Source organism: Sphingomonas sp. 77B, from assembly GCF_056497825.1.
In genome coordinates, this window is the sequence record NZ_JBWMBY010000001.1 from 1,170,849 (window position 1) to 1,193,360 (window position 22,512).

The window sequence follows — 22,512 nt, forward strand, 5'->3', positions numbered from 1 at the left end:
GACCTCGCCCCGGATCACCGGCGCATGCGATACCCGTTTCGGGCAGCCAGTTTCTCTCGCACCGCCGCCAGCGCATCGTCCCGGCGTTTCGCCAGCACGTCGACCGATATCGTCGCCAGGTCGAAGCGCAACTCGTGCATCGTCATGCCCGAGCGATAGCCCTCCGGCCAAACGGCGGTCTGCTCGAACCCACAGCGCAGGAAAAAGGGCGCCACCTGTGGCGAGGTGTCGACGGTGACATATCGGGTAGCGGGCACCGCATGGGTCGCGACATGCAGCAACCGCGCGAGCAGCAACAGCCGCCCTAGCCCGCACCCGTGATAGTCAGACGCCGCCATGCCCCAATAGAGCAGTGCCTTGTTGTAATGGTCCCAGACCTCATAGCCGCCGAACGCCGCCGCCCGGCCGTCGATCGCCACGACGAAGGCGGGGCCGTCCGGTTCGTCCAGCGTCTCGATCAACCAGTCGCGGTCCCCTGCCCCGAAATAGTCGGCGCGGTTGGCGTCGAAGATCGCCAGTACGTCCGCCCGGTCGCTATCCGCATAGGGGCGAACCGCCACATCGCTCACGCCCATATCGCCACCGTCTCGATCGCGCCGTCCCGATCGCGGGTCCAGCAGCGCGAAACGCCTTCGCCGTGCGCGGTCGCTTCGCAGTCGTCGATCAACCGCGTCTCGATCGCCTCGGCGGCGATGCGGCGGGGGTCGCCGATCAACTTGGCGTGCGCCTCCTTGATCGTCCAACGACGCAGCCAGGCACGCGACGGATCGGGGGCGGCGCGCACGGCCTGCGCCTCCGCAGACGTCAACATGTCCCACAGCGGCGGCGCATCGTCGAGCGTCTCGCGATCCACCGCGATCGGCTGCCGCGCCGCCGCGATCAGGCACATATCCCCTCGCCCCGCGATGCCGAGATACCAGCCCGGGGGAGACGCGACCTTCGGCTGGCCGGTCGCACTTCGCGCCAGCGTCACCGGGGCTTGCGCCAGCCGGGATAGCAGGGCCTCCGCCAACGACGCTCTTTTGCCGCGACCCGGATCGGGCGTGCGCCACACGACCGGCGAGCCCCCGTCCCACGCCAGCCGGTCGAGCGGCCCGTCGTGGCGCAGCGGGATCATGCCCCGGTCACGATCCGCGCCGGGCTGCCTTCCCAGTTCGTGCCGTCGGGCAGCGTCTCGCCCTTCATCACCACCGACAGATCGCCCAGCTGCGCGTCCGCGCCGACTTCAGCATCGTAGAGAACGATGGCGAGCGACCCGATGGTGGCCCGGTCGCCGACCTTGATCGCGCCGACCTTCATCACGCGGTCCTCGAACAGATGCGTCTGGAGCCCGGCATAATCGTTGAGCGCGACATCGTCGCCGATCGTCACCAGGTCGTGCTCGGTCAGGTCGGTCGTGTCGATGTAACAGCGCTTGCCGACCTTCGCCCCCATCAGGCGCAGATACAGACCGATCCAGGGCGTGCCCCGCAACGGCTCCAGCAGGTTGGCGACCGCGAGGTTCTCATAGGTCGCCGTCACCAGTTCGGTGCGCCAGACGAAGGTGCTCCACAGCGGTGCGGTTCGTGCCCCGTAGCGCCCGACGACCAGCCATTTCAGCGCCAGCACGAACAGCCCGCAGGCCAGGCAGAAACCGACATAGAGGAACGGGAAGGCCGAAATGATGACCAGCCCACCCTCCTCCAGATCGTCGAGATCGCCGACGATCGACAACAGCGCGCTGAAGAACACCAGGAAGGCGGTCAGCGACAGGATGGTGCGGATCGCCTCGATCGACAGGCGCGTGGCGATCAGGCCGCGCGACGGGTTGAAGCGGGCGCCTTCGTCGAACATCGTCGCGACCTGCCGCACCGGCAGCTTGATCGCGGGCGAGCCGAACCAGGTACTGCCCGCCTCGGTCGCGAGGGTCGGGTCTTCGGGTGGCTTGGAGAGGACGCCGATCAGCACCTCGTCGCCGATCTGCGCGCCTGTGGGCAGCAGCGCCGAATTGCCGATGAAGCTGCGGCGGCCGATCTTCGTATGCGCCAGTTCGATGGTGCCATGGCCGATCTTGGCCGCGCCGAAGATCACCGAGTCCGCGATGAAGCTCTCCGGCCCGATCTCGACCAGATCGGGGACGATGGCGCTCGCGGTCGAAATCTCCGCGCGCCGCCCGACCTTGACGCCCAGCGCGCGGTACCAGGGGATGACATAGAGGGTGGCGAAGATCGGGTGCAGCAGCCGCAGCGCCAGGTCATTGATCTGCCGGACCATCCAGTAACGGACATAGAACCAGCTATCGAGGCGATAGACGCCCGGCTTCACCCGGCCGAGGATCAGCCGCTTGGCGAGCACGGTCAGCACGCACATCATCACGATATAGGTCGCGGCGAGCAACGGCGAGACGAGCATGTACCCATAGCCGGTCGTCGCCCAATCCAGCTCGATCAGCGCGATCAGGCCCGGCGCGATCGGCAGGATGGCGATGATCGGCAGCAGCAGCGCGCCGATGAAGATCGCGATCGACGGCCCGGCGCGCTTGCCCGTGGTGATGGCCTCGCCCGGCGCGACCATGCGGTCGAAGGCGGCGGGCGACCCGGTCCAGCGTTGCCGCGCGGGGATCACCGTCTCGGCCGGAAGCGCGGCCATGTCATCGAGGATCGCGTCATCCTCGAGCGCGGAATTGCGACCGACCACCGACTGCCCGCCGACAAAGGCGCGGTTGCCCAGCGTCACCGTGCCCAGCCTCAACAGGCCGCGCTCGACCGAGCTGGTCGCCATCACCGCCTGGTCGCTGACGATGGCATCGTCGCCGCACGCGAACAGGTCGGCGGTGTCGATCACACCATTGCCGATATAGGCGCGCTTGCCGATCTTGGCGCCCAGCATTCGGTAATAGCCCCGAATCATCGGCGTACCCGCCAGATAGGGGGTCGCCGTCACCGCGATGATCCGCCGCACCAGCCACCAGCGGAAATAGGTGCCGCCCCAAAGCGGATAGTCCCCCGCCTTGAACCGCCCCGCGATCAGCCATTTGGCCGCGATCGAGAACAGCATCGAGGCGACCGGCACGATGGTGAAGAACAAGGCACTCAGGATCAGCGCGTCGATACGCGGCATCCGTCCGGCCAGATGGGTATAGGCCACATAGGGGAAGAACCATTGCAGCCCGGCGATGGTATAGACGGGCAACAACGCGACCGTCTGCGCCGCGACGCACAGCCATCGCTTCCATTCGGGCACGCGGTGGAAGCTCTCCTCGGTCTGCACCGCGACCGCCGCCGCGCCGCCGATCCGAATGGCCAGCGCCCGAATAGTCGGCGCGGCATAGAGGTCTTCCAGCGACAGCCCCTCCAGCCCCGCGACCTTGCGCGCCGCCGAGACGAGCCGCGCGGCCTTAAGCGAATGGCCGCCCAGATCCTCGAACAGATCGTCGGTGACGGACACCGGCTGCGGCGCAAAGGCTTCGGTCCAGATGGCGTGGAGCTTTTCCTCCATCGGGGTGGCGGGCGGCTCGATCGTGCGGCCGGTGTCGATGGTGATTTCCGGCTTTGCCAGTGCCTTGCGATCGACTTTGCCCGAGGCGGGCAAGGTCGGCAGCGCCGCCATCAACTGATAGGCGGCGGGACGCATGTAATTGGGCAGGCGTTCGGTGACGCGCGCCTTGATGTCGGCGATGTCGATCGTCTCACCGTTCCGCGCGACCAAAAAGGCCGCCAGAAATTCCGAACCATCGGCGTCGGTGAACAGATGGACGACGGTCTGAGCGACGCCCGGCGCCTCGCCGATCACCGTCTCGATCTCGGCCAGTTCGACGCGGAAGCCGCGGATCTTCACCTGGGTGTCGATGCGTCCGACGAAATCGATATCCCCCGCCGCGTCCAGCCGGACGAGATCGCCCGAGCGATAGATGCGCTCCGGCCCGCCCGACACCGTGTCGAACGGGGTCATGGTGAATTTCTCGGCCGTAAGATCGGGCCGGTTGACGTAACCGACGCCGACGCCGGGGCCGCCGATGACTAGCTCGCCCTCCTGCCCCGCCTCGACCGGCTGCAACTGCTCGTCGACGATCCAGGCGGTATAGCCGGGCAGCGGCTTGCCGATGGTGATGCGCTTGCCCGGCTGCACCTCGGTCCAGGTCGCCGTGACCGACGTCTCGGTCGGGCCATAGGTGTTGAGCAGCCGCAGGCCGGGGCGGGCCAAGCGGCGCGGCAGGTCGGCCGGGCATGCCTCCCCGCCCATGTTGATAAGGCGAAGGGTCGGCACCGGATGCTCGACCAGCGCGATCAGCGAGGGCACGACATGCCAGATCGTCGCCTTTTCCTCGGCCAGCGTGATCGCCACGTCAGGGCCGCTGGCGGCCAAGGCGTCGGTCGCTATGAGCAGCTTGGCGCCGACGAAAAAGGCGCTCCACATCGTCTCGACCGACATGTCGAAGGCCAGGCTGAACCCGCCGAACACGATGTCGCTGGGCTCCAGCGCCAAGATCGCACTTTCGGAACGGACAAGGTGGCAGGCATTGGCATGGGTAATCATCACGCCCTTGGGCCGTCCGGTCGTGCCCGAGGTATAGATGATATAGGCCAGGTCCTGCGGGTCCGATCCCGTCACGTCGCGACCCAGCGGCGCGTCCGGTTCGGCGGCCAGATCGCCCAGTTCGGCGTCCAGGCACAGCGTCTCGCCCGGTATCTCGCCCGCCCGCGCAGACGTGGTGATGGTCAGCGCCGCGCCGCTATCCTCGATGATGTAGGCGATACGGTCCTGCGGATAGCCCCAGTCGACAGGCACATAGGCCGCCCCCGCGCGCAGCACGCCCAGGATCGCCATATACTGGTCCAACCCGCGCGGCAGGCACAGCACGACGCGGTCGCCCTTGCCCACCCCCAGCGCGCGCAGCCGGTGCGCCATCGACAGGCTGCGCCGGGCAAGCATGTCGTAGGTCCAGGCCTTGGGTCGGGCATATTCCTCGTCCGCGCCGATCAGCTGGGCCGCGATCGAGGCCCCATGGTCGCGCACGGTCGCATCGAACAGCTCATGCAGCAATTCGTCACGGGCATAGGGCCGCCCCGGCCGCAATGCGGGTGCCGGGGCGATCGAGGCATGGATGCTCGGGGCATGAGCGTCCGCGGTACCGGGGGCTTCGGTCTCTCCGAGCATCAACGGGCTTTCTTGCGCAAGGACATGGACAGGACGGCTCAACTGCGCCGGATCAATGCCCGCGACAATCGCCGATCCTCCAGCGAATAGTAAAGCCAGATACCATCCGGCGCGACCACGACAGAAGCGGCAAAGGCGATGTCGGTCGCGCCGCGATCGTCGGCGGGCGGCGGCAGGATCAGCGGCTCGATCCCGCGCGCGACGACGCGGGTGTAATGTTCATCGAAGGCGACCCAGCCGATCCGCCAGCGCGCATCGCGGGTCGCGCCGTTGTAGAACATCACCGGGCAGTTCGTGTCGTCAATCAGCAGCGGGCCGGTCGACAGATGCCAGTCGTCCCAGCTGTTCTCGCGCGGCATGAAGGGTGTGGGCTGCTCGGTCCAAGGGCCCGCGACATCTTCGCCGATCGCCAGACCGATGCGCGAAGCATCGTCGGCGGCATATTCATAGAACAGCCGCCAGCGCCCGTCCGCCGTCCGGTCGACCGTCGCCTCCTTGGTGTTGCCCTCCGACTTGGAGGACGCAAGCGCGACGCCGCTCTTCTCCAGCCGGTCGAGCGACGGCCCGCTGGCATAGGACAGCTCGCCATGCGCATGGTCGGCCAGCACGCCGGAATAATAGACGATATAGCCGTCCTCGGTGCGAACGACCGTCGGGTCCTCGACCCCGCCAGCATCATGCTCGCCCGGCCCCGGCGCGATGGACGGCGTATCGAGCATCGTGAAGTGCCGCCCGTCCTCGCTCCAGCCCGACCAGATGACGCCGGTATCGGTCAGTGTCTCGCCGGGGCGCACGACGGCACGAACCATCATGCCCCAGCGGCCATCCGCCTCGCGCCAGACATAGGGGCTCATCAGGTCGCGGGCCATCAGCTCCGGCGGGCCGTCGAGCGTCACATCCTCGATCCGCTTGACGTTGAAGTCCAGGTCGAGCGTCGCATCGGCCACCCGGTCCTTGCGATGCGGATCGGCGACCGGGCTGTTCGCGTCGGGAACCGTCATGCGCCCAGCGCCTGCATCAGCGACAGGCCGCCATCGATGACGATCCGCGCGCCGGTGATGTACCGCGCCTTGTCGGAGGCGAGGAAGACGGCAAGGTCCGCGACCTCCGAGGCGTTGCCCGCCCGGCCGATCGGGATGTTCTTCTCCAGGCTGGCACGATAGGCGGGATCGGCCTGCGCCTTGGCATTCATCGGGGTCAGGATCATGCCCGGCTCGATCGCGTTCACCCGGATGCCGCGCGGCGCCTCTTCGATGGCCAGCGTCTCGACCAGCGTGGTCAGCCCGCCCTTGGCCGCGCAATAATCCGCACCGCCCGCACGCACCGCATAAGCGTGGATCGACGAGATCTGCAGGATCGTCGCATCGCCCTTCGCCTCGCCCCGCCCGGTCAGGAAACGGCGCGACGTCAGGAAGGCGCCGGTCAGGTCGGTTTCGATCATGCGCTGCCAATGCGCCAGCGTCATGTCGCGTACCGCGATGCCCGCCATATTGACCCCGGCCGAATTGACCAGCACATCGGCCGGGCCCCATTGCCGCTCGACCACGCCATAAGCCTTGTCGACCGAGGCCTCGTCATCGACCGCGACCTGTACCGTCATCGCTTCGCCGCCCGCCTTGCGCACCGCCTCGGCGGTCACGTCGGCGGCGGCCTGATCGCTGTGGAACAGGACGGCGACCTTGGCCCCGACTGCCCCGAACGCCTCGGCACAGGCCGCGCCTATGCCCGATTCCGCTCCCGTCACGATCACCGTCTGCGATGCCACCGGCTTCTCCTTTCATGGATGAAAGCCCGTAACGATTCTTGTCATGGATTGTTGCTGAACGGGAACGACATTAAATATCCGTCATTCGTCGCTATCCCCGCTTCCATGATGGCCGCTCATCGCCGCCCCCGCGTCGGGCGCGAAGCGACGGTTCCAGATGACCGCCGAGGTGGAAATGACCGCCACCACGATGAAAGCCGCCGAGAAACTGTTCAGCGTCGGCCCGCCCTTGCCCTCGATCAGCGAACCCAGCTGCAACACGGTCGCCGCCGTACAGATGCCCAGCGACAGGGTCAGCTGTTGGAAGGTCGCATAGAAGCTCGTCGCCGCGCTCATCCGCTCCTTGTCCACATCGGCATAGGCGATGGCGTTGAAGCCGGTGAACTGGAACGAGGTGAAGAAGCCCGACAGCGCCAGGATGAAGGTGATGAGCGGGATCGACCAGTCGGGGCGGAAGAACGCGCAGGTCGCATAACCCGCGCTGCTCGCCAGCCCCGAGACGATCAGGCTGCGGCGAAAGCCCCAGCGGCGCAGCACGCGCGGCGCCAGCGCCTTCATCGCTAGCGCCCCCACCGCGCCCGCCATGGTGATCGTCCCCGTCTTGGCCGCGCTGAGCCCGAAGCCGAGCTGGAACATCAGCGGCAGCAGGAAGGGCTGCGCGCCCTGGGTGATGCGGGTCAGCGAGCCGCCGATCACCGACAGGCGGAAGGTCGGCACGCGCATCAGCGTCGGGTCGAGGATCGGGTCGGTCGTGTGCTTCGCGTGGCGGATGTAAAGCCAGCCAAAGACCGCGCCGACGATCAGCAGTACGAGCGCGATCCACCCGGTGCCGGGGCGGCTCGCCAGCTCGAATCCGAACAACAGGCAGCCGAGCGCTATGCCGGACAGCAAAAAGCCCGACACGTCGAACCGCAACCGCGCATCGCCGCGCACCTCGGGCACCAGCATCCAAGCGCCGATCATGCCGATGACGCCGATCGGAATGTTGAGATAGAAGATCCAGCGCCAGTCGAGCCAGGTCACGATGAACCCGCCCAGCGGCGGTCCCAGGATCGGCCCGATCAGTGCGGGCATGACCAGCCAGGACAGCGCCTGCACCATGTCCGCCTTGGCGACGCTGCGCAGCAGGACCAGCCGCCCCACCGGCACCATCATCGCGCCGCCGATCCCTTGCAGGAAACGCGCGGCGACCAGGGTGTGCAGCGATCCCGACTGGGCGCACAGGATCGATCCGAGCAAGAACACCCCGATCGCCGAACAGAAAACGGTGCGCGACCCGAACTTGTCGGCCAGCGTCCCGCTGGCGGGAATGAACAGTGCGAGTGCGAGCAGATAGCTGGTCAGCGCAAGGCTGAGGCTGGTGGCGGGGGTCGCCAGATCGCGCGCCATGGTGGGAAGCGCGACGGTCAACACGGTGCCGTCCAGCTGCTGCATGAACAGCGCGGAGGCGACGACCAGCGCGATCACCCGGTAGCCGCGGGTCTGCACCGGCTCGGCGGAGCGGGGGGCACCGCTGGTCACCGCCTCGACACCGGGGGCCAGCCCGTCATTCACATCCGCACTCATCGAGGCCAGGTTACGCCGTCGCCACCGCATGTCATTCCATTCGTCAATCGCGCACCCCCAATGTCCTAAAACGCGATAGCGGCCCGTCCGATCAAGGCCCGTGACGAAGTTTTGCTGTCGGAACTTAAGATTCCCCATTCCTCCCCTGTAAGGGGAGGTGGCAGGCCGAAGGCCTGACGGAGGCGTGTAATCCTCTCGATGGGGGCGACACCCCTCCGACGTGCTACGCGCGCCGCCTCCCCTTGCAGGGGAGGAATAGAAGGTCTTCCGACCCTTGTCCGTGAGCCACCGCTCACCCCGCGATCCGCCCGGATCGCCCCCGGTCGCCACCACACAAACGGAACGGCACGAAGCCGCCGGGGTTTGGAAACGGTCCAAGCAAAGGATCTATTTCCGCCGATGCCGACGATCACCACCGACCACCTCACCATCGCCTGCGACCTGTACGGGTCGCAGGACGCGCCAGCCGTGCTGCTGCTCCATGGCTGGCCTGACGATGCGACCAGCTGGGACCGGGTCGCACCCCGCCTGGCCCAGGCGGGGTTGCGTGTCGTGGTGCCGACCCTGCGCGGGTTCGGCGCGACACGATTCCGCTACGACCATACGCCCCGCACCGGCGACAGCGCGATCCTGGCGCTGGACGCGATCGCGCTGATGGACGCGCTGGGTATCGATCGCTTCATGGTCGCGGGGCATGACTGGGGCAGCAACATCGCCGAGGCGCTGGCGATCGGCTGGCCCGAACGGGTGCGCAAGCTGGCGATGCTCAGCACGCCGCCGCGCCTGGGGGGCATGCCGACCCCGCCCTTCGATCAGGCGCAGCGGCAATGGTATCACTGGTTCATGGCGACCCGACGCGGCGCACAAGCCGTCCGCGACGACCGGCGCGGCTTTGCCCATATCCACTGGGTCGACTGGTCGCCGCCGGGCTGGTTCGACGAGGCGACCTTCGACCGGGTCGCCCAGTCCTTCGACAATCCCGACTGGCCCGCGGTGACGATCCACAGCTACCGCGCCCGCTGGGACGAGGCGCAACCCGACCCGCGCGGGCGTTGGCTGGCCGACCGGGTGAAGGCGACCAGGACCCTGTCGCTGCCAACGCTCTATCTTCATGGCGAGGTCGATGGCGTGAACCCGCCCGCCACCGCGCGCGACGTGTCCGGCAAGTTCACCGGCCCGTTCAAGATGGTCGCGCTGCCCGGCGTCGGTCACTTCCCCCAGCGGGAGAACCCGGAGGCGGTCACGCGCCACTTGATGGACCTGTTCGTCGAGGCCGAGGCGGAGCATCGTCCCTGGAAGATCGCCGCCGGGGTCGCCGCCGCCGGGCTGCTGGCCGCCGCGATCGGCTTCGCCTGTACGCGGACTAAGGACGCAGCCCCCGGATAAGTGCTTGCGAAGGCACGGTCCCGACGCCATCCTGCCATCTTCTGGCAAAGGGGGGACGGCGATGCGGTGGTGGGCGGCAACGGGATTGATGGCGCTGGCAATGCCTGCCCTGGCGCAACAGGCAACCCCGCCGGTCGCGGCCAAGAAGCCGCATCAGGTCCCCTCGCCCAATGGCGCGCGTGAGGACGAATATTACTGGCTGCGCGACGACACCCGCAAGAACCCGGAGATGCTCGCCTATCTCAACGCCGAGAATGCCTATGCCGATGCGCAACTGGCCGCGCTCAAGCCATTGGAGGCGAAACTCTACGAAGAGACGGTCGCGCATATCAAACAGGACGACAGCAGCGTCCCTTACCGGAAGAACGGCTATTGGTATTCGTCCCGCTTCGCGACCGGCGCCGACTATCCATTGATCGAGCGCCGCCTGGGCAGCGCCACCGCCCCCGCCGTCCTGTTGTTCGACCAGCCCGCCATGGCGAAGGGACACAGCTTCTTCTCGCTGTCCGACTGGGCGGTCAGCCCGGACAACAGGCTGGTCGCCTGGGCCGAAGACACGGTCGGGCGGCGGCAATATGTGCTGAAGGTCAAGGACATCGCGACCGGGCGTGTCCATGAAGACACCATCTCCAACATCGAGCCGAACATTGTCTGGGCGGCGGACAATCGCACCCTGCTCTACATCGCCAAGGACCCGACGACGCTGCGCGGCTATCGCGTGATGGCGCATGTGCTTGGTACGCCGGTCGGCACCGACCGGATGCTGTATGAGGAGAAGGACGACACCTTCAACATGGGGATCGGCCGCACGACCGACGACCGCTATATCTGCATCAGCGTCCAGAGCACGGTCAGCGACGAACAACGCTGCGCCTCCGCCACGCAGCCGACCGCCTTCACCGTCATCGCCCCGCGCGAACGCGAGTTCCGCTACGGCGCCGACCATCTGGGCAACCGCTGGATCATCCGCACCAATCGCGGTGCCAAGAACTATAAGCTGGTGATGCTGGCCGATGGCGATCTGGCCAAGGGCGTAGCGGCGTGGCGCGACCTGGTGCCCAGCAGCGGCACCGTGTTCATCGAGGATTTCAAGCCGTTCAACGGCTTCGTCGCGATCGACCAGCGCGAGGGCGGGAACCGGATGATCCGCCTGCTGACCGATGCGGGCAGATCGATCCCGGTCAAGGCGGACGAACCCGCCTATCGCATGGGCCTGTCGACCAACGAAGAGCCGGACACGCCCTGGGTCCGCTATACATACGGCTCGCTCGTCACGCCGACCACGACCTATGAGGTCAACGCCCGTACCGGCGAGCGCCGCACGCTGAAGGTGACGCCGGTGCCCGGCTATGACCCGTCGCGCTACGTTACCGAGCGGGTCTGGGTACCCGCCCGCGACGGCACGCGCATCCCGGTGTCGCTGGTCTATGCCAAGGGGGTCAAGCGCGACGGCACCGCCCCGCTCTTCCAATATGCCTATGGCAGCTACGGCATCTCGACCGATCCGAGCGTCGATCCGGGGCGGATCGGCCTGCTCGATCGGGGCGTGGTCTATGCCATCGCGCACATCCGCGGCGGGCAGGAAATGGGGCGCGGCTGGTATGACGACGGCCATCTGCTCAACAAGAAGAACAGCTTCACCGACTTCATCGACGTGACGCGTTATCTGGTCACGCAGAAATATGCCGCGCCCGGCCGGGTGGCGGCGATGGGCGGCAGTGCGGGCGGACTGCTGATGGGTGGCGTCGCCAACATGGCGCCGCAGGATTACAAGCTCATCATCGCGCAGGTGCCGTTCGTCGATGTGGTCACGACGATGCTCGACGCCTCGATCCCGCTGACGACGTTCGAATATGACGAATGGGGCAATCCGGCGAACAAGCCCTATTACGACTATATGCTCAGCTACTCGCCCTACGACAATGTCGCGGCCAAGGCGTATCCGGCGCTTTATGTCGGGACCGGCCTCTGGGACAGCCAGGTGCAATATTACGAACCCGCCAAATGGGTCGCCCGCCTCCGCGCCAAGAAGACCGACGCCAACCCGCTGCTGTTCCGGGTGAACATGGAGGCCGGTCATGGCGGCAAGTCCGGGCGGTTCGAGCGGATACGGCAGAATGTCGAGTGGCAGGCGTTCATGCTGTCGCAGCTGGGGGTGGCGGGGTCGCAACCTTCGTTCTGACTCCCCTCCCGCAGGCGGGAGGGGGCGTGCTTCTTGGTGATGGGGCCGTGCCTGAAACCAGCCTTCCCCCCACCCCCACACCCCGCTACGCATCCCGCATGATACGGCTCGGCTGGCTCATCCTGGGGTGCCTGTTCGTCGCGCTTGGCGTGATCGGCGCGATCCTGCCGCTGATGCCGACGACGATCTTCCTGATCCTGGCGGCGGGATGCTTCGCGCGCTCCTCGCCCCGGCTGGAGGCCTGGCTGCTCGGCCATCCGCGCTTCGGCCCGACCTTGCGCGCGTGGCGAGAGCACGGCGCGATCGGGCGGCGGGGCAAGGTGATGGCGTGCGGCGGGATGGCGCTGGGGTACGGCCTGTTCCTGCTCGCGGCCCGGCCGCACTGGCCGCTGGCGCTGCTGGTCGCAGCCGTCATGGTGGCTTGTGGGGCCTTCGTCCTGACCCGTCCGACCGCCTGATCGGGCTTGCACGCGCGATATACGAAGCATACACGTTTCATATATGGGTATCGTAAAAATCGACGACCAGCTTCACGAAGAGGTCCGCCGCGTCAGCACCGTCATGTGCCGATCGATCAACGCGCAGGCCGAGTTCTGGATGAAGATGGGCATGCTGGCCGAGGCCAATCCGACGCTGAGCTTCCACGAGATCGTGAAGGCGCAGATGGCCGCCGCCGACATCCCCCTGCCGCAACCGCTGGTCGCCTGACATGGTCAAGACGGCGGAAGAGCTGGCGCTGATGCGCGTATCCGGGCGCTTGCTGGCGCAGGTGTTCGAGATGCTCGACGGGGTGAGACTGTCCGGCATGTCCACGCTGGCGATCAACGACCTGGTCGAGCGCTACATCACCCACGACCTGTCGGCGCGGCCGGCGAGCAAGGGGCAGTATGGCTTTGCCTATGTGCTAAACAGCTCGATCAACCAGGTCGTCTGCCACGGCGTGCCGAACGCCGGGGACGTGATGAAGGACGGCGACATCGTCAATCTCGACATCACCTTGGAAAAGAACGGCTTCATCGCCGATTCCAGCAAGACCTATATGGTTGGCGACGTCTCTCCGGGTGCAAAACGGCTCGTCCGCGTGACGCAGGAAGCCATGTGGAAGGGCATCCGCCAGGTCCGCCCCGGCGCGCGGCTGGGCGATGTCGGCGCAGCAATCGAGAAGCACGCCAAGGCGAACGGCTATTCGGTCGTCCGCGACTATTGCGGCCACGGCATCGGGCGCGAGATGCATGAGGCACCCGATGTGATGCATTTCGGGCGGCCGGGCACCGGCGTCGCTTTGCGCGAAGGCATGACCTTCACCATCGAGCCGATGATAAACCAGGGCACGAGCAAGGTGTCGACCAGCGACGATGGCTGGACGGTGGTGACCGATGACGGAAAGCTCTCTGCGCAGTTCGAACATACGGTCGCGGTGACGAGGACCGGGGTCGAGGTGCTGACCCTGCGGACGGGGGAGAAAGTGGGTTGATCTATAATCCTCCCCGGCACGGGGAGGTGGCAGCGCGAAGCGCTGACGGAGGGGGCTGGCCGCAAGGTACGTCCTTTATGGCACACCCCCTCCACCAGCTTCGCTGGTCCCCCTCCCCGTGCCGGGGAGGATTTTTCACCCCTCGACCCGCAACCGATACCCGACGCCCAGTTCGTTCGCGATGACGCTGCCCACCGGCTGCGGCGCTTCCAGCTTCTGGCGCAGGTTGCGGACCACGATGCGCAGATAGTCGATGCGCGGGTCCTCGTCCCCGCCCCAGGCGGCGTCGATGATCTTGTCATGCGTCACCACCCGGCCGGGATGCCGCGCCAGCATCGCCAGCACATCATATTCCTTGCGGGTCAGATGCTGTTCCTCACCACCGCGCGTCACCATCCGCCGGTCGAGATCGATCGTCAGGTCGCCCGTCCGCACCACGGACGGCGCGGCCTCCGCCGCACGCCGGTGGCGCAGCGCCACGCGCAGTCGCGCCAGCAGCTCCTCGCTGTCGAACGGCTTGGTGACATAGTCGTCCGCGCCCAGATCGAGCGCGGCGACCTTCTCCTCGGTCGCCTCGCGCGCCGAAACGACCAGGATCACCCGCTCCGCCCCGCGCAGCAGCGGGATCAGGCTCAACCCGTCGCGGTCGGGCAGCCCCAGGTCGAGCAGCACCGCGTCGGGATGGTCGGCCGCCGCGCGCGCCAGCGCCTCGCGCCCGTCACGCGCCTCGACCACCAGATGCCCCGCCTGTTCCAGCGTGTTGCGCAGCAGGCGGCGGATCGCGACTTCGTCGTCCACCACCAAGATCGTCGCGGGCATCAGGCCATTCCCTCCGGTGCGCCGTCGCGCATGATATGGTCGCGCGGGAAGCACAGGGTGAACATCGCCCCTTCGCCATCCTCGCGATTGCCCGCCTCTACGCCCAGACCCATGGCCTCGGCAAAGGCCTTGACGATGGCGAGGCCGAGACCCGTGCCGCCCGCCACCCGGTCGGAGCCTTCCAGCCGCCGGAACGTCTCGAACACTTCGTTTTCCCGGCCTGGCGGCAGGCCGGGGCCATGGTCGAGGACCGACAGCCGCAGCGTGCCGTGGCGATGCCGCCCCTCGATCACGATCTCGGTGCCCGGATCGCCGTAGCGCCCGGCATTGTCGAGCAGGTTGAGCAGGCAATGATGCAGCAGTTGCGGATCGGCGCGGACCAATGGCAGGTCGGGCGGCACGTCAAGCCGCACCGAATGGCCCTCCAGCGCGCGGCGGGCGTCATGTGCTGCGCCGGTCACCGCGTCGCTGAGATCAATCGCCTCGATCTTGAGCTTCAGCGCCCCCGCCTCGACGCGGGCCATGTCGAGCAGATTGGCGACGAAACGGTTGAGCCGCGCGGCCTCCCCCTCGATGGTCGCGATCAGGTCGGGCGTCGCGCCCTGCCGCAGTTGCGCGGCGGCGGCCATCACGGCCGTCAGCGGCGTGCGCAGGTCATGGCTGACCGAGGAGAGCAGCGCGGCACGTAAGCGATCGCGGGTGCGCACCGCATCCACGTCACGCACCTCCGCCTCCAGCCTTAGTCGTTCGAGGATCAGCGCCGCCTGATCGATCAGCCCGGTCAGCAGCGGCAGGCGATCGGCGCGTACCGGCTCGCCGCCCGCCTCGCGCGCCAGCCCCAATACGGCGAGCGTCCGGTTGCCCGCCTTCAGCGGTTGGAACAGCCATTCGGACGCGGCCAGCGTCGCCGAGCCCTTGCCCGCCGGCGTGCCGGTGTCGAACGCCCAGTGCGCAGCCGCCATCTCCATCGTCTCCAGCCGATAGTCGGGCTTGGTCGCCGCCTGCACCGCCAGCCCGGCGGGCGACGGGGTCAGCAGCACGGCCTGCACCTCGAACAGCCGGGCGATATCCTCGCAGATGACACGCGCCGCCTCGGCCGGGTCGGCCAGACCACTCAGGCGATGGAGAAAGCCCGCCAGCGTCGCATTGTCGCGCGCACTGCTCGCCGCCAGATCGGCCTGTGCGCGCACCCGCGAGGTCAGCTGGCTGGTCGCGACGGCGACGCCCAGCAGGACGAAGATCGAGATGATATTCTCTGGATTGCTGACGCTCAGCGTGCCCACGGGGGGCAGGAAGAAGAAGTTGTAGGCCAGGCTCGACGCGATGCCGGCGAACAGCCCGGTGCGCAGGCCGTAGAGGCTCGCCGCCGCCATGACCGGCAGCAGATAGAGCAGCGCGACATTGCCGAGGTTCAGGATATGGAACAGCGCGCTCGCCAGCGCGGTCACCGCCACGACGCCGAGCAGCGTCAGGCCATAGCCGATGGGCGATCCCCATTGCCCGCGCCGCCGGGTCCGTTCGCGCTCGACCGGCGCTTCGCCGACCGGCAGGACATGGACGGTAACGCCCGGCGTCTCGCGCACCAGCCGGTCGACGACCGATCCGTGACGGAGCTCGAACCAGCGCGAGCGCTTGGCCTTGCCGACCACCAGCTGGGTGGCGCGCGCATCGGTCAGGAAGGCGCGGATGCCCTCGACCACACTGGGCGCAGGGACCGTCGCGACCGCGGCGCCAAGCTGCGTCGCCAGTGTCATGGTCGCGGCCAGCCGCCGATGCTGCGCCTCGCCCAGCGTCGCGGTGCGTGGCGTGTCGATGAACAAAGCCGTCCAGGGCGCGCGCAGGGCATCGGCGGTACGCTTGGCGGCGCGGACCAGCTCGTCGGCGCCGGGAAGCTCGCTGACCGCAACGACCAGCCGCTCGCCCGCCGCCCATTGCCCGCCGACGCCGAGGCTGCGCACATGGTCAAGCATCTGCGCATCGACCGCCTGCGCCGCGCGCCGGAGCGCCAGTTCGCGCAAGGCCGACAGGTTGGACTTGGAAAAGAAGTGCGACAGCGCGCGTGTCGCTTCCTGCGGCAGATAGACCTTGCCCGCCTTCAACCGCTCGATCAGCTCGTCGGGGGGTATGTCGACCACCTCGATCTCAGCGGCTTCCAAGATGCGGTCGGGCACCGTCTCGCGCACGCGGACACGGGTGAAGCTGGCGACGACGTCGTTCAGGCTTTCGACGTGCTGGATATTGACGGTGGAATAGACGTCGATTCCCGCCGCCAGCAGTTCCTCGACATCCTGATAGCGTTTGGGATGGCGGCTGCCCGGCGCATTGGTGTGCGCCAGTTCGTCGACCAGCGCGAGGCGGGGCGCGCGGGCCAGCACGGCGTCGATGTCCATCTCGTGCAGTGTCCGCCCCTCATAGGGGACGGCACGGCGGGGCATGACCTCCTGCCCCCGGACCAGCGCCTCGGTCTCGACGCGGCCATGGGTTTCGACGACCGCGACGACGACATCGACGCCGTCGCGGCGGCGGGCCGCTCCTTCGGACAGCATTTCGAACGTCTTGCCGACGCCCGGTGCTGCCCCGAGGAAGAGTTTCAGGCGGCCGCGCCCCTCACGCTCGGCGGCGCGCAGCAGGGCATCGGGATCGGGGCGCGGCTCGCCTCCCGTCATCGCGCGGGTGTTGCGTCCAGTGCGCGGTTAAGGGCCAGGACATTGACATGCGGGTCGCCCAGCACCGAATCCTCGGTCTCGGCGACGACCAGCGCGCGGACCTGCTCGACCGGCAGGTTACGGACGCGGGCGATCCGGGTCGCCTGCACCAGCGCGGCTTCGGGCGACAGATCGGGATCGAGGCCCGAGCCGCTGGCCGTCACGAGGTCGGCGGGCATATCGCCCATCACACCCTCGGCACGGCGCTTGGCGACGTCCGCCTTCACCCGGTCGGCCAAGGCTTGCGAGGTCGGCCCCAGGTTCGAGCCCGACGAGGCCAGCCCGTCATAGCCCTTGCCCGCCGCCGAGGGGCGCGTCTGGAAATAACGGTCGCTGACGAACGCCTGGCCGACGACCTCGGAGCCCATGACGCGGCCCCCGACCTGCACCAAACTGCCATTGGCCTGATGCGGGAAGATCGTCTGTCCGATGCCGGTCATGGCCAGAGGATAGACCAAGCCGAGCAGGATCGCGAACAGGATCGTCATGACGATCGCGGGTCGGAAAGCGGAGGTAATGTCCGTATTCATGATATTTCCTTCTCTCAGCCCCTCCCCTTCAGGGGAGGGGTTGGGGTGGGGCCTTTCCACAGGCGCTTCGTTCGCGGCGACGCCCCACCCCCTACCCCTCCCCTGAAGGGGAGGGGCTTATGCGCTCAACTCACGCCAGCCCTAGGCCACCGACCACAAGGTCGATGATCTTGATGCCGACGAACGGCGCGATCAGGCCGCCTAGGCCATAGACGGCGAGGTTGCGGGCGAGCAGCGGCCCCGCCCCCATCGGCTTGTAGGCGACGCCCTTCAGCGCCAGCGGCACGAGCAGCGGGATGATGAGCGCGTTGAAGATGATCGCGCTCAAGATCGCCGATTGCGGCGTCGCCAGACCCATGACGTTCAGCACGCCGAGGCCGGGATAGAGCGCCACGAACATCGCCGGGATGATCGCGAAATATTTCGCCACGTCATTGGCGACCGAGAAGGTCGTCAGCGCGCCGCGCGTCATGAGCAGCTGCTTACCGAGGCCGACGACCTCGATCAGCTTGGTCGGATCGCTGTCCAGATCGACCATGTTGCCCGCTTCGCGCGCGGCCTGGGTGCCGGTGTTCATCGCGACGCCGACATCCGCCTGCGCCAGAGCCGGCGCATCGTTGGTGCCATCGCCGCACATGGCGACCAGCTTGCCGCCCTGCTGTTCCTGACGGATCAGCGCCAGCTTGTCCTCCGGCGTCGCCTGGGCGAGGAAGTCGTCCACGCCCGCCTCGGCCGCGATGGCGGCGGCGGTCAGGGGATTGTCGCCGGTAATCATCACCGTGCGGATGCCCATGCGGCGCAGCTCGCCGAAGCGTTCGCGAATGCCCGCCTTGACCACGTCCTTCAGGAAGATCGCGCCCAGCAACCGGCCGTTTTCCGCCACCGCCAGCGGGGTACCACCCGCTCGGGCGATCTCGTCGGTGATCCGGCGCAGCTGGGTTGCCGCCGCCGTCTCACCCACACCCGGATGAGCGCGCAGGATCGAGTCGACCGCACCCTTCTGGATCAGCCGGTCGCCGATCCTCACGCCCGAGATGCGGGTCTGGGCGGTGAAGGGAATGACCTCGGCATTCACGGGCAGGCTGGCGACCGAGACCTTGAACTGCTCGCGCGCCAGGACGACGATCGAGCGGCCCTCGGGGGTTTCATCGGCCAGGCTGGCCATCAACGCGGCTTCGGCCAGCGCATCCACGTCCGAGCCGCCGACGGCACGGAACTCGCTCGCCTGACGGTCGCCGATGGTGATGGTGCCCGTTTTGTCGAGCAGCAGCACATCGACGTCACCCGCCGCCTCGACCGCACGGCCCGACTTGGCGAGCACGTTGAAGCGGACCAGACGGTCCATGCCCGCGATACCGATCGCCGACAGCAGCGCGGCGATGGTCGTCGGGATCAGGGTGATGAGCAGCGCCGCCAGGATCGCCACCGGGATGCTGCCGCCCGCATAGGAGGCAAAGCCCGGAATGGTGCCGACCGCGATCAGGAAGATGATGGTCAGACCGACGAGCAGGATGGTCAGCGCGACCTCGTTCGGGGTCTTCTGACGCTCGGCCCCCTCAACCAGCGCGATCATGCGGTCGAGGAAACCCTGGCCCGGATTGACGGTGACGCGCACCCGGATCTCGTCGGAAATGACGCGCGTGCCCGCCGTCACCGCCGAACGGTCGCCGCCCGCCTCGCGGATCACCGGCGCGCTTTCGCCGGTTATCGCGGCTTCGTTGACCGAGGCCACGCCCGCGACGACTTCGCCGTCCGAGGGGATGAGGTCGCCGGTCTCGACCAGCACCACGTCGCCGATCTTGAGCGCGCTGGCGGGGACATTTTCCCACTCCTGGCCAGCCCCCTTCAGCCGCTTGGCGGTCAGTTCGGCCTTCGCGGCGCGAAGCGAAGCCGCCTGCGCCTTGCCACGCCCTTCGGCCAGCGCCTCGGCAAAGGTGCCGAACAACACGGTCAGCCACAGCCAGACGACCAGTTGCAGCTTGAAGCCGGTGGTCAGCCCGTCATGCCCGACGATGAGCAGTATGGTCAGCAGGGCAGCGACCACCGCGGTCACGAACATCACCGGGTTGCGGATCAGCTCGCGTGGGGAAAGTTTGACGAACGAGGCCTTGATCGCCGGGAGCACCAGCTCGGCGGTGAACAGGCTCTTGGTGGAGGAATGGGCCATGACAGGCGCTCCCGATCAGAAGAGTTGACCGCGGATCATCGCGAGATGATCGGCGATGGGACCAAGGGCGAGGCTCGGCAGGAAGGTCAGGCCGCCCAGCACCAGCACGATGCCGACGAGCAGACCGACCCACAGCACACCCGTGGTCGGGAAGGACCCGGCGGAGGCGGGAACATGCTTCTTCGCGGCGAGGCTTCCGGCAATGGCGAGCATCGGCACGATGATGAAGAAGCGGCCCACCCACATGGCGACGCCCAGCAGACCGTCATACCAGGGGGTCGAGGCGGTCAGGCCCGCAAAGGCCGAGCCGTTGTTCGCCACCGCACTGGTGAAGGCATAGAGGATCTCGCCGAAACCATGCGGCCCCTTGTTGAGCGGCCCCGCCAGCCCCTGCCCCGTGACGCAGGACAACGCGGTCAGGCCCAGGATGAACAGCGGCAGGACGGCGATGGCGAGGACGGCGAGTTTCACCTCACGGCTCTCGATCTTCTTGCCGACATATTCGGGCGTGCGACCGACCATGAGCCCTGCGACGAACACGGCCAGAATGGCGAACAGCAGGAAGCCGTAGATGCCAGCCCCGACGCCGCCGATCACGACCTCGCCCAACTGCATGTTGAACAGCGGGATCATGCCGCCCAGCGCGGTGAAGCTGTCATGCATCGCATTGACCGCGCCGCACGACGCCGCCGTGGTGACGGCCGCGAATAGGGCGGATGCAGCGACGCCGAAGCGGACCTCCTTGCCCTCCATATTGCCGCCCGCGACGCCCAGCTGGTGCAGCACGGGGTTGCCCGCCGCTTCCGCCCAGTAGCAGACGGCCACGCCGCCCAGGAACAGCAGGATCATGGCGGACAGGATCGCCCAGCCTTGGCGCGTGTTGCCGACCGCCTTGCCGAAGCACCAGGTCAGGCCGAAGCCGATCGTGAAGATCGACAGCATCTGGACGAAGTTGGTCAGCGCGGTCGGATTCTCGAATGGATGCGCGCTATTGGCATTGAAGAAGCCGCCGCCATTGGTGCCGAGCATCTTAATCGCTTCCTGGCTCGCCACCGGGCCGAGCAGGATCGACTGGCGCACGCCCTCCAGCGTGTCGACGCTGACGACGCCCGCCATCGTCTGCGGCACGCCGCTGGCGATCAGGAACAGGGTATAGACGACACAGAGCGGCAACAGCAGGTACAGGGTGATGCGCGTCACATCGGCCCAGAAATTGCCGAGATTCTTCGTCTCGCGCCCCGCAAAGCCGCGGAACAGCGCAAAGGCCAGCGCGATGCCGGTCGCCGCCGACAGGAAGTTGTGGATGGTCAGGCCGAGCATCTGCGACAGGTTCGACATGGTCGACTCGCCGCCATAGCTTTGCCAGTTGGTGTTGGTGGTGAAGCTGATCGCGGTGTTGAACGCCAGATGCGGGGTCAGCCCGGCCAGCCCCTGCGGATTGCCCGGCAGATAATATTGCACGCGCAGCACGATATAGGTCAGGATCATCAACGCGACGTTGAAAATCAGCATGTGCAGCGCATAACGCCGCCAGCCTTGCTGCGCGTCCGGGTCTATCCCCGCCATCTTGTAGAAGCCGCGCTCGACAGGGCCGAGAACGACATGCAGGGGCGTGCGCCGCCCCTCATAGAGCGCGAACAACCACGCGCCGACCGGCTTGGTCAGCGCGAGCAGGATCGCGACGAAGCCCAGGATCAGGGCCCATCCTTGAAGCGTCATGATGCCGCCCCTTTAAAAACGTTCGGGGCGGATCAGCACCGCCACCAGATAGACGAGAAGGCCGAGCGCGGTCAGCGCCGCCAGCCAGAGGTCGAGGGTCATGGCTCAGCCCTCCTCACGCATGGTCGCACAGGCGGGCATAGGCGAGCGTCGCCGCCACCAAGCCCGCCATGACCGACAGCCAGATCAGATCGTCCATGTGCGATGCTCCTCAGAAACCGGCGGTGAGGGTGGCGAGGAAGGTGCTGCCCGCGATGTTGCCAGTGCCGTCCTGCCCCTTGCTGAAGCTCGGCCGCAGATAGGCGGCCTTGCGGTCGGAAATGTTGGTGTCGACCCAGGCCAGCCCCAGCGTTAGGTTGTGCCAGCTGGTGTCCGCGCCCAGCGACCAGTCCCAATAATCGCCGGTCGGCGTCGGGGCGGTGGCGTTGGGGCCCAGGCCGTCCATGCCCCAGCTATGGCCGATATGCGCCTTGGCGGTGAACGGCGTGCCATGGATCGCGGCCGCGCCGTCTCCCCAGAGGTACAGGTTGTCGCTCTTGGCGCCGGGACGGTCATAGACGCCTGCGGCGGCGCTGGCGCCGTTATTGTACCATTTGCCGATCGCCTGCTGCTTGGGCGCATAGGCGACACCGGCGGTCAGCGAGACCGGGCCGGTCGTGCCCGACAGCTTGGCGAAAGGCTCGGCATAGTCGGTCTTGTTCGCGCCGCCCGGATACATGTACCAGGTCAGGCCCACGTCGAGCGTTCCGGTCGGGCTGATCCTGGTCTTGTAGCCGCCGATCAGGTCCAGCTCCATGTTCGCGCCGCCGAAGGTTCCCCACCCCGCCAGGTTCGACGCCCAGGTGCCGACATAGACGCCGCTTTTATGAGTCGCCGTGATGCCCGCCTGCACCGCCATGTGTTCGTCCGACTGCGAGATGCCGCGCAGGCGATAGTCGGAGACGATCGCGGCCGAGCCGCTGACGGTCACGGGCGGCGGCGGCGCGGTCTCGGCGGTCTGCGCCGATGCAGCGGCCGGAAGCACGAACAGCGCCGTGGCGGCGCTAAGGATGATGGTCTTCAT

General features: G+C 67.4%; 18 protein-coding genes. 5 read left to right on the forward strand and 13 right to left on the reverse strand.

Annotated elements, in window-relative coordinates:
* Positions 1–14: 14 nt before the first annotated feature.
* The 6 genes from AC1GI4_RS05315 to AC1GI4_RS05340 form a co-directional block, all read right to left on the reverse strand.
* Positions 15–569 carry a GNAT family N-acetyltransferase gene (locus tag AC1GI4_RS05315; protein ID WP_479628825.1) on the reverse strand — a complete coding sequence of 185 codons (555 nt, stop codon included), beginning with the start codon at positions 567–569 and terminating at the stop codon, positions 15–17.
* On the reverse strand, positions 566–1,117 hold the full coding sequence (locus tag AC1GI4_RS05320; protein ID WP_479628826.1) for a 4'-phosphopantetheinyl transferase superfamily protein: 552 nt from the start codon (positions 1,115–1,117) through the stop codon (positions 566–568). The genes AC1GI4_RS05315 and AC1GI4_RS05320 overlap by 4 nt, the downstream gene beginning before the upstream one ends.
* Entirely contained in the window at positions 1,114–5,136 is a 4,023-nt protein-coding gene (locus tag AC1GI4_RS05325; RefSeq protein WP_479628827.1) for a Pls/PosA family non-ribosomal peptide synthetase, read from the reverse strand. Before AC1GI4_RS05325 ends, AC1GI4_RS05320 begins: the two co-directional genes overlap by 4 nt.
* Before the next feature lie 38 nt (positions 5,137–5,174).
* Positions 5,175–6,137, reverse strand: a complete 963-nt coding sequence (locus AC1GI4_RS05330) for a glycoside hydrolase family protein (protein WP_479628828.1) — start codon at positions 6,135–6,137, stop codon at positions 5,175–5,177.
* A complete protein-coding gene (locus AC1GI4_RS05335) occupies positions 6,134–6,901 on the reverse strand; it encodes an SDR family NAD(P)-dependent oxidoreductase (protein WP_479628829.1) in 768 nt (255 codons plus the stop codon). Before AC1GI4_RS05335 ends, AC1GI4_RS05330 begins: the two co-directional genes overlap by 4 nt.
* A gap of 81 nt (positions 6,902–6,982) precedes the next feature.
* The gene (locus AC1GI4_RS05340) at positions 6,983–8,497 is read right to left on the reverse strand and encodes an MFS transporter (protein WP_479628830.1); all 1,515 of its coding nucleotides are present in this window, start codon (positions 8,495–8,497) and stop codon (positions 6,983–6,985) included.
* A gap of 369 nt (positions 8,498–8,866) precedes the next feature.
* On the opposite strand from AC1GI4_RS05340, the gene AC1GI4_RS05345 reads away from it, so the two are divergent.
* The 5 genes from AC1GI4_RS05345 to map all read left to right on the forward strand — a co-directional run bounded on the left by AC1GI4_RS05345 (position 8,867) and on the right by map (position 13,509).
* The gene (locus AC1GI4_RS05345) at positions 8,867–9,853 is read left to right on the forward strand and encodes an alpha/beta fold hydrolase (protein ID WP_479628831.1); all 987 of its coding nucleotides are present in this window, start codon (positions 8,867–8,869) and stop codon (positions 9,851–9,853) included.
* 61 nt (positions 9,854–9,914) lie between these two features.
* Complete coding sequence (locus AC1GI4_RS05350; protein ID WP_479628832.1) at positions 9,915–12,035, forward strand: S9 family peptidase; 2,121 nt, start codon at positions 9,915–9,917, stop codon at positions 12,033–12,035.
* A gap of 98 nt (positions 12,036–12,133) precedes the next feature.
* Entirely contained in the window at positions 12,134–12,493 is a 360-nt protein-coding gene (locus AC1GI4_RS05355) for a YbaN family protein (RefSeq protein WP_294269194.1), read from the forward strand.
* Between the two features lie 43 nt (positions 12,494–12,536).
* Complete coding sequence (locus AC1GI4_RS05360) at positions 12,537–12,743, forward strand: ParD-like family protein (protein ID WP_294269196.1); 207 nt, start codon at positions 12,537–12,539, stop codon at positions 12,741–12,743.
* A gap of 1 nt (position 12,744) precedes the next feature.
* Positions 12,745–13,509 (forward strand): type I methionyl aminopeptidase, encoded by a 765-nt coding sequence (gene map / locus AC1GI4_RS05365; RefSeq protein ID WP_479628833.1) that lies wholly within the window; start codon positions 12,745–12,747, stop codon positions 13,507–13,509.
* A 135-nt stretch (positions 13,510–13,644) separates the two neighbouring features.
* Here the strand turns inward: map and AC1GI4_RS05370 are convergent, their stop codons facing one another.
* The 7 genes from AC1GI4_RS05370 to AC1GI4_RS05400 form a co-directional block, all read right to left on the reverse strand.
* The gene (locus AC1GI4_RS05370) at positions 13,645–14,328 is read right to left on the reverse strand and encodes a response regulator transcription factor (protein ID WP_433910031.1); all 684 of its coding nucleotides are present in this window, start codon (positions 14,326–14,328) and stop codon (positions 13,645–13,647) included.
* Positions 14,328–16,994: a DUF4118 domain-containing protein gene (locus AC1GI4_RS05375; RefSeq protein WP_479628834.1), complete on the reverse strand. Its 2,667-nt coding sequence runs from the start codon at positions 16,992–16,994 to the stop codon at positions 14,328–14,330. The genes AC1GI4_RS05370 and AC1GI4_RS05375 overlap by 1 nt, the downstream gene beginning before the upstream one ends.
* Complete coding sequence (kdpC, locus tag AC1GI4_RS05380; RefSeq protein WP_479628835.1) at positions 16,991–17,563, reverse strand: potassium-transporting ATPase subunit KdpC; 573 nt, start codon at positions 17,561–17,563, stop codon at positions 16,991–16,993. Before kdpC ends, AC1GI4_RS05375 begins: the two co-directional genes overlap by 4 nt.
* A 130-nt stretch (positions 17,564–17,693) precedes the next feature.
* Entirely contained in the window at positions 17,694–19,730 is a 2,037-nt protein-coding gene (gene kdpB / locus AC1GI4_RS05385) for a potassium-transporting ATPase subunit KdpB (RefSeq protein ID WP_479628836.1), read from the reverse strand.
* A gap of 15 nt (positions 19,731–19,745) precedes the next feature.
* Positions 19,746–21,449, reverse strand: a complete 1,704-nt coding sequence (gene kdpA, locus AC1GI4_RS05390) for a potassium-transporting ATPase subunit KdpA (protein ID WP_479628837.1) — start codon at positions 21,447–21,449, stop codon at positions 19,746–19,748.
* A 12-nt stretch (positions 21,450–21,461) separates the two neighbouring features.
* Positions 21,462–21,551, reverse strand: a complete 90-nt coding sequence (gene kdpF, locus AC1GI4_RS05395; protein WP_037531783.1) for a K(+)-transporting ATPase subunit F — start codon at positions 21,549–21,551, stop codon at positions 21,462–21,464.
* A 109-nt stretch (positions 21,552–21,660) separates the two neighbouring features.
* Positions 21,661–22,512, reverse strand: coding sequence for a TorF family putative porin (locus AC1GI4_RS05400; protein WP_479628838.1), 852 nt, complete (start codon positions 22,510–22,512; stop codon positions 21,661–21,663).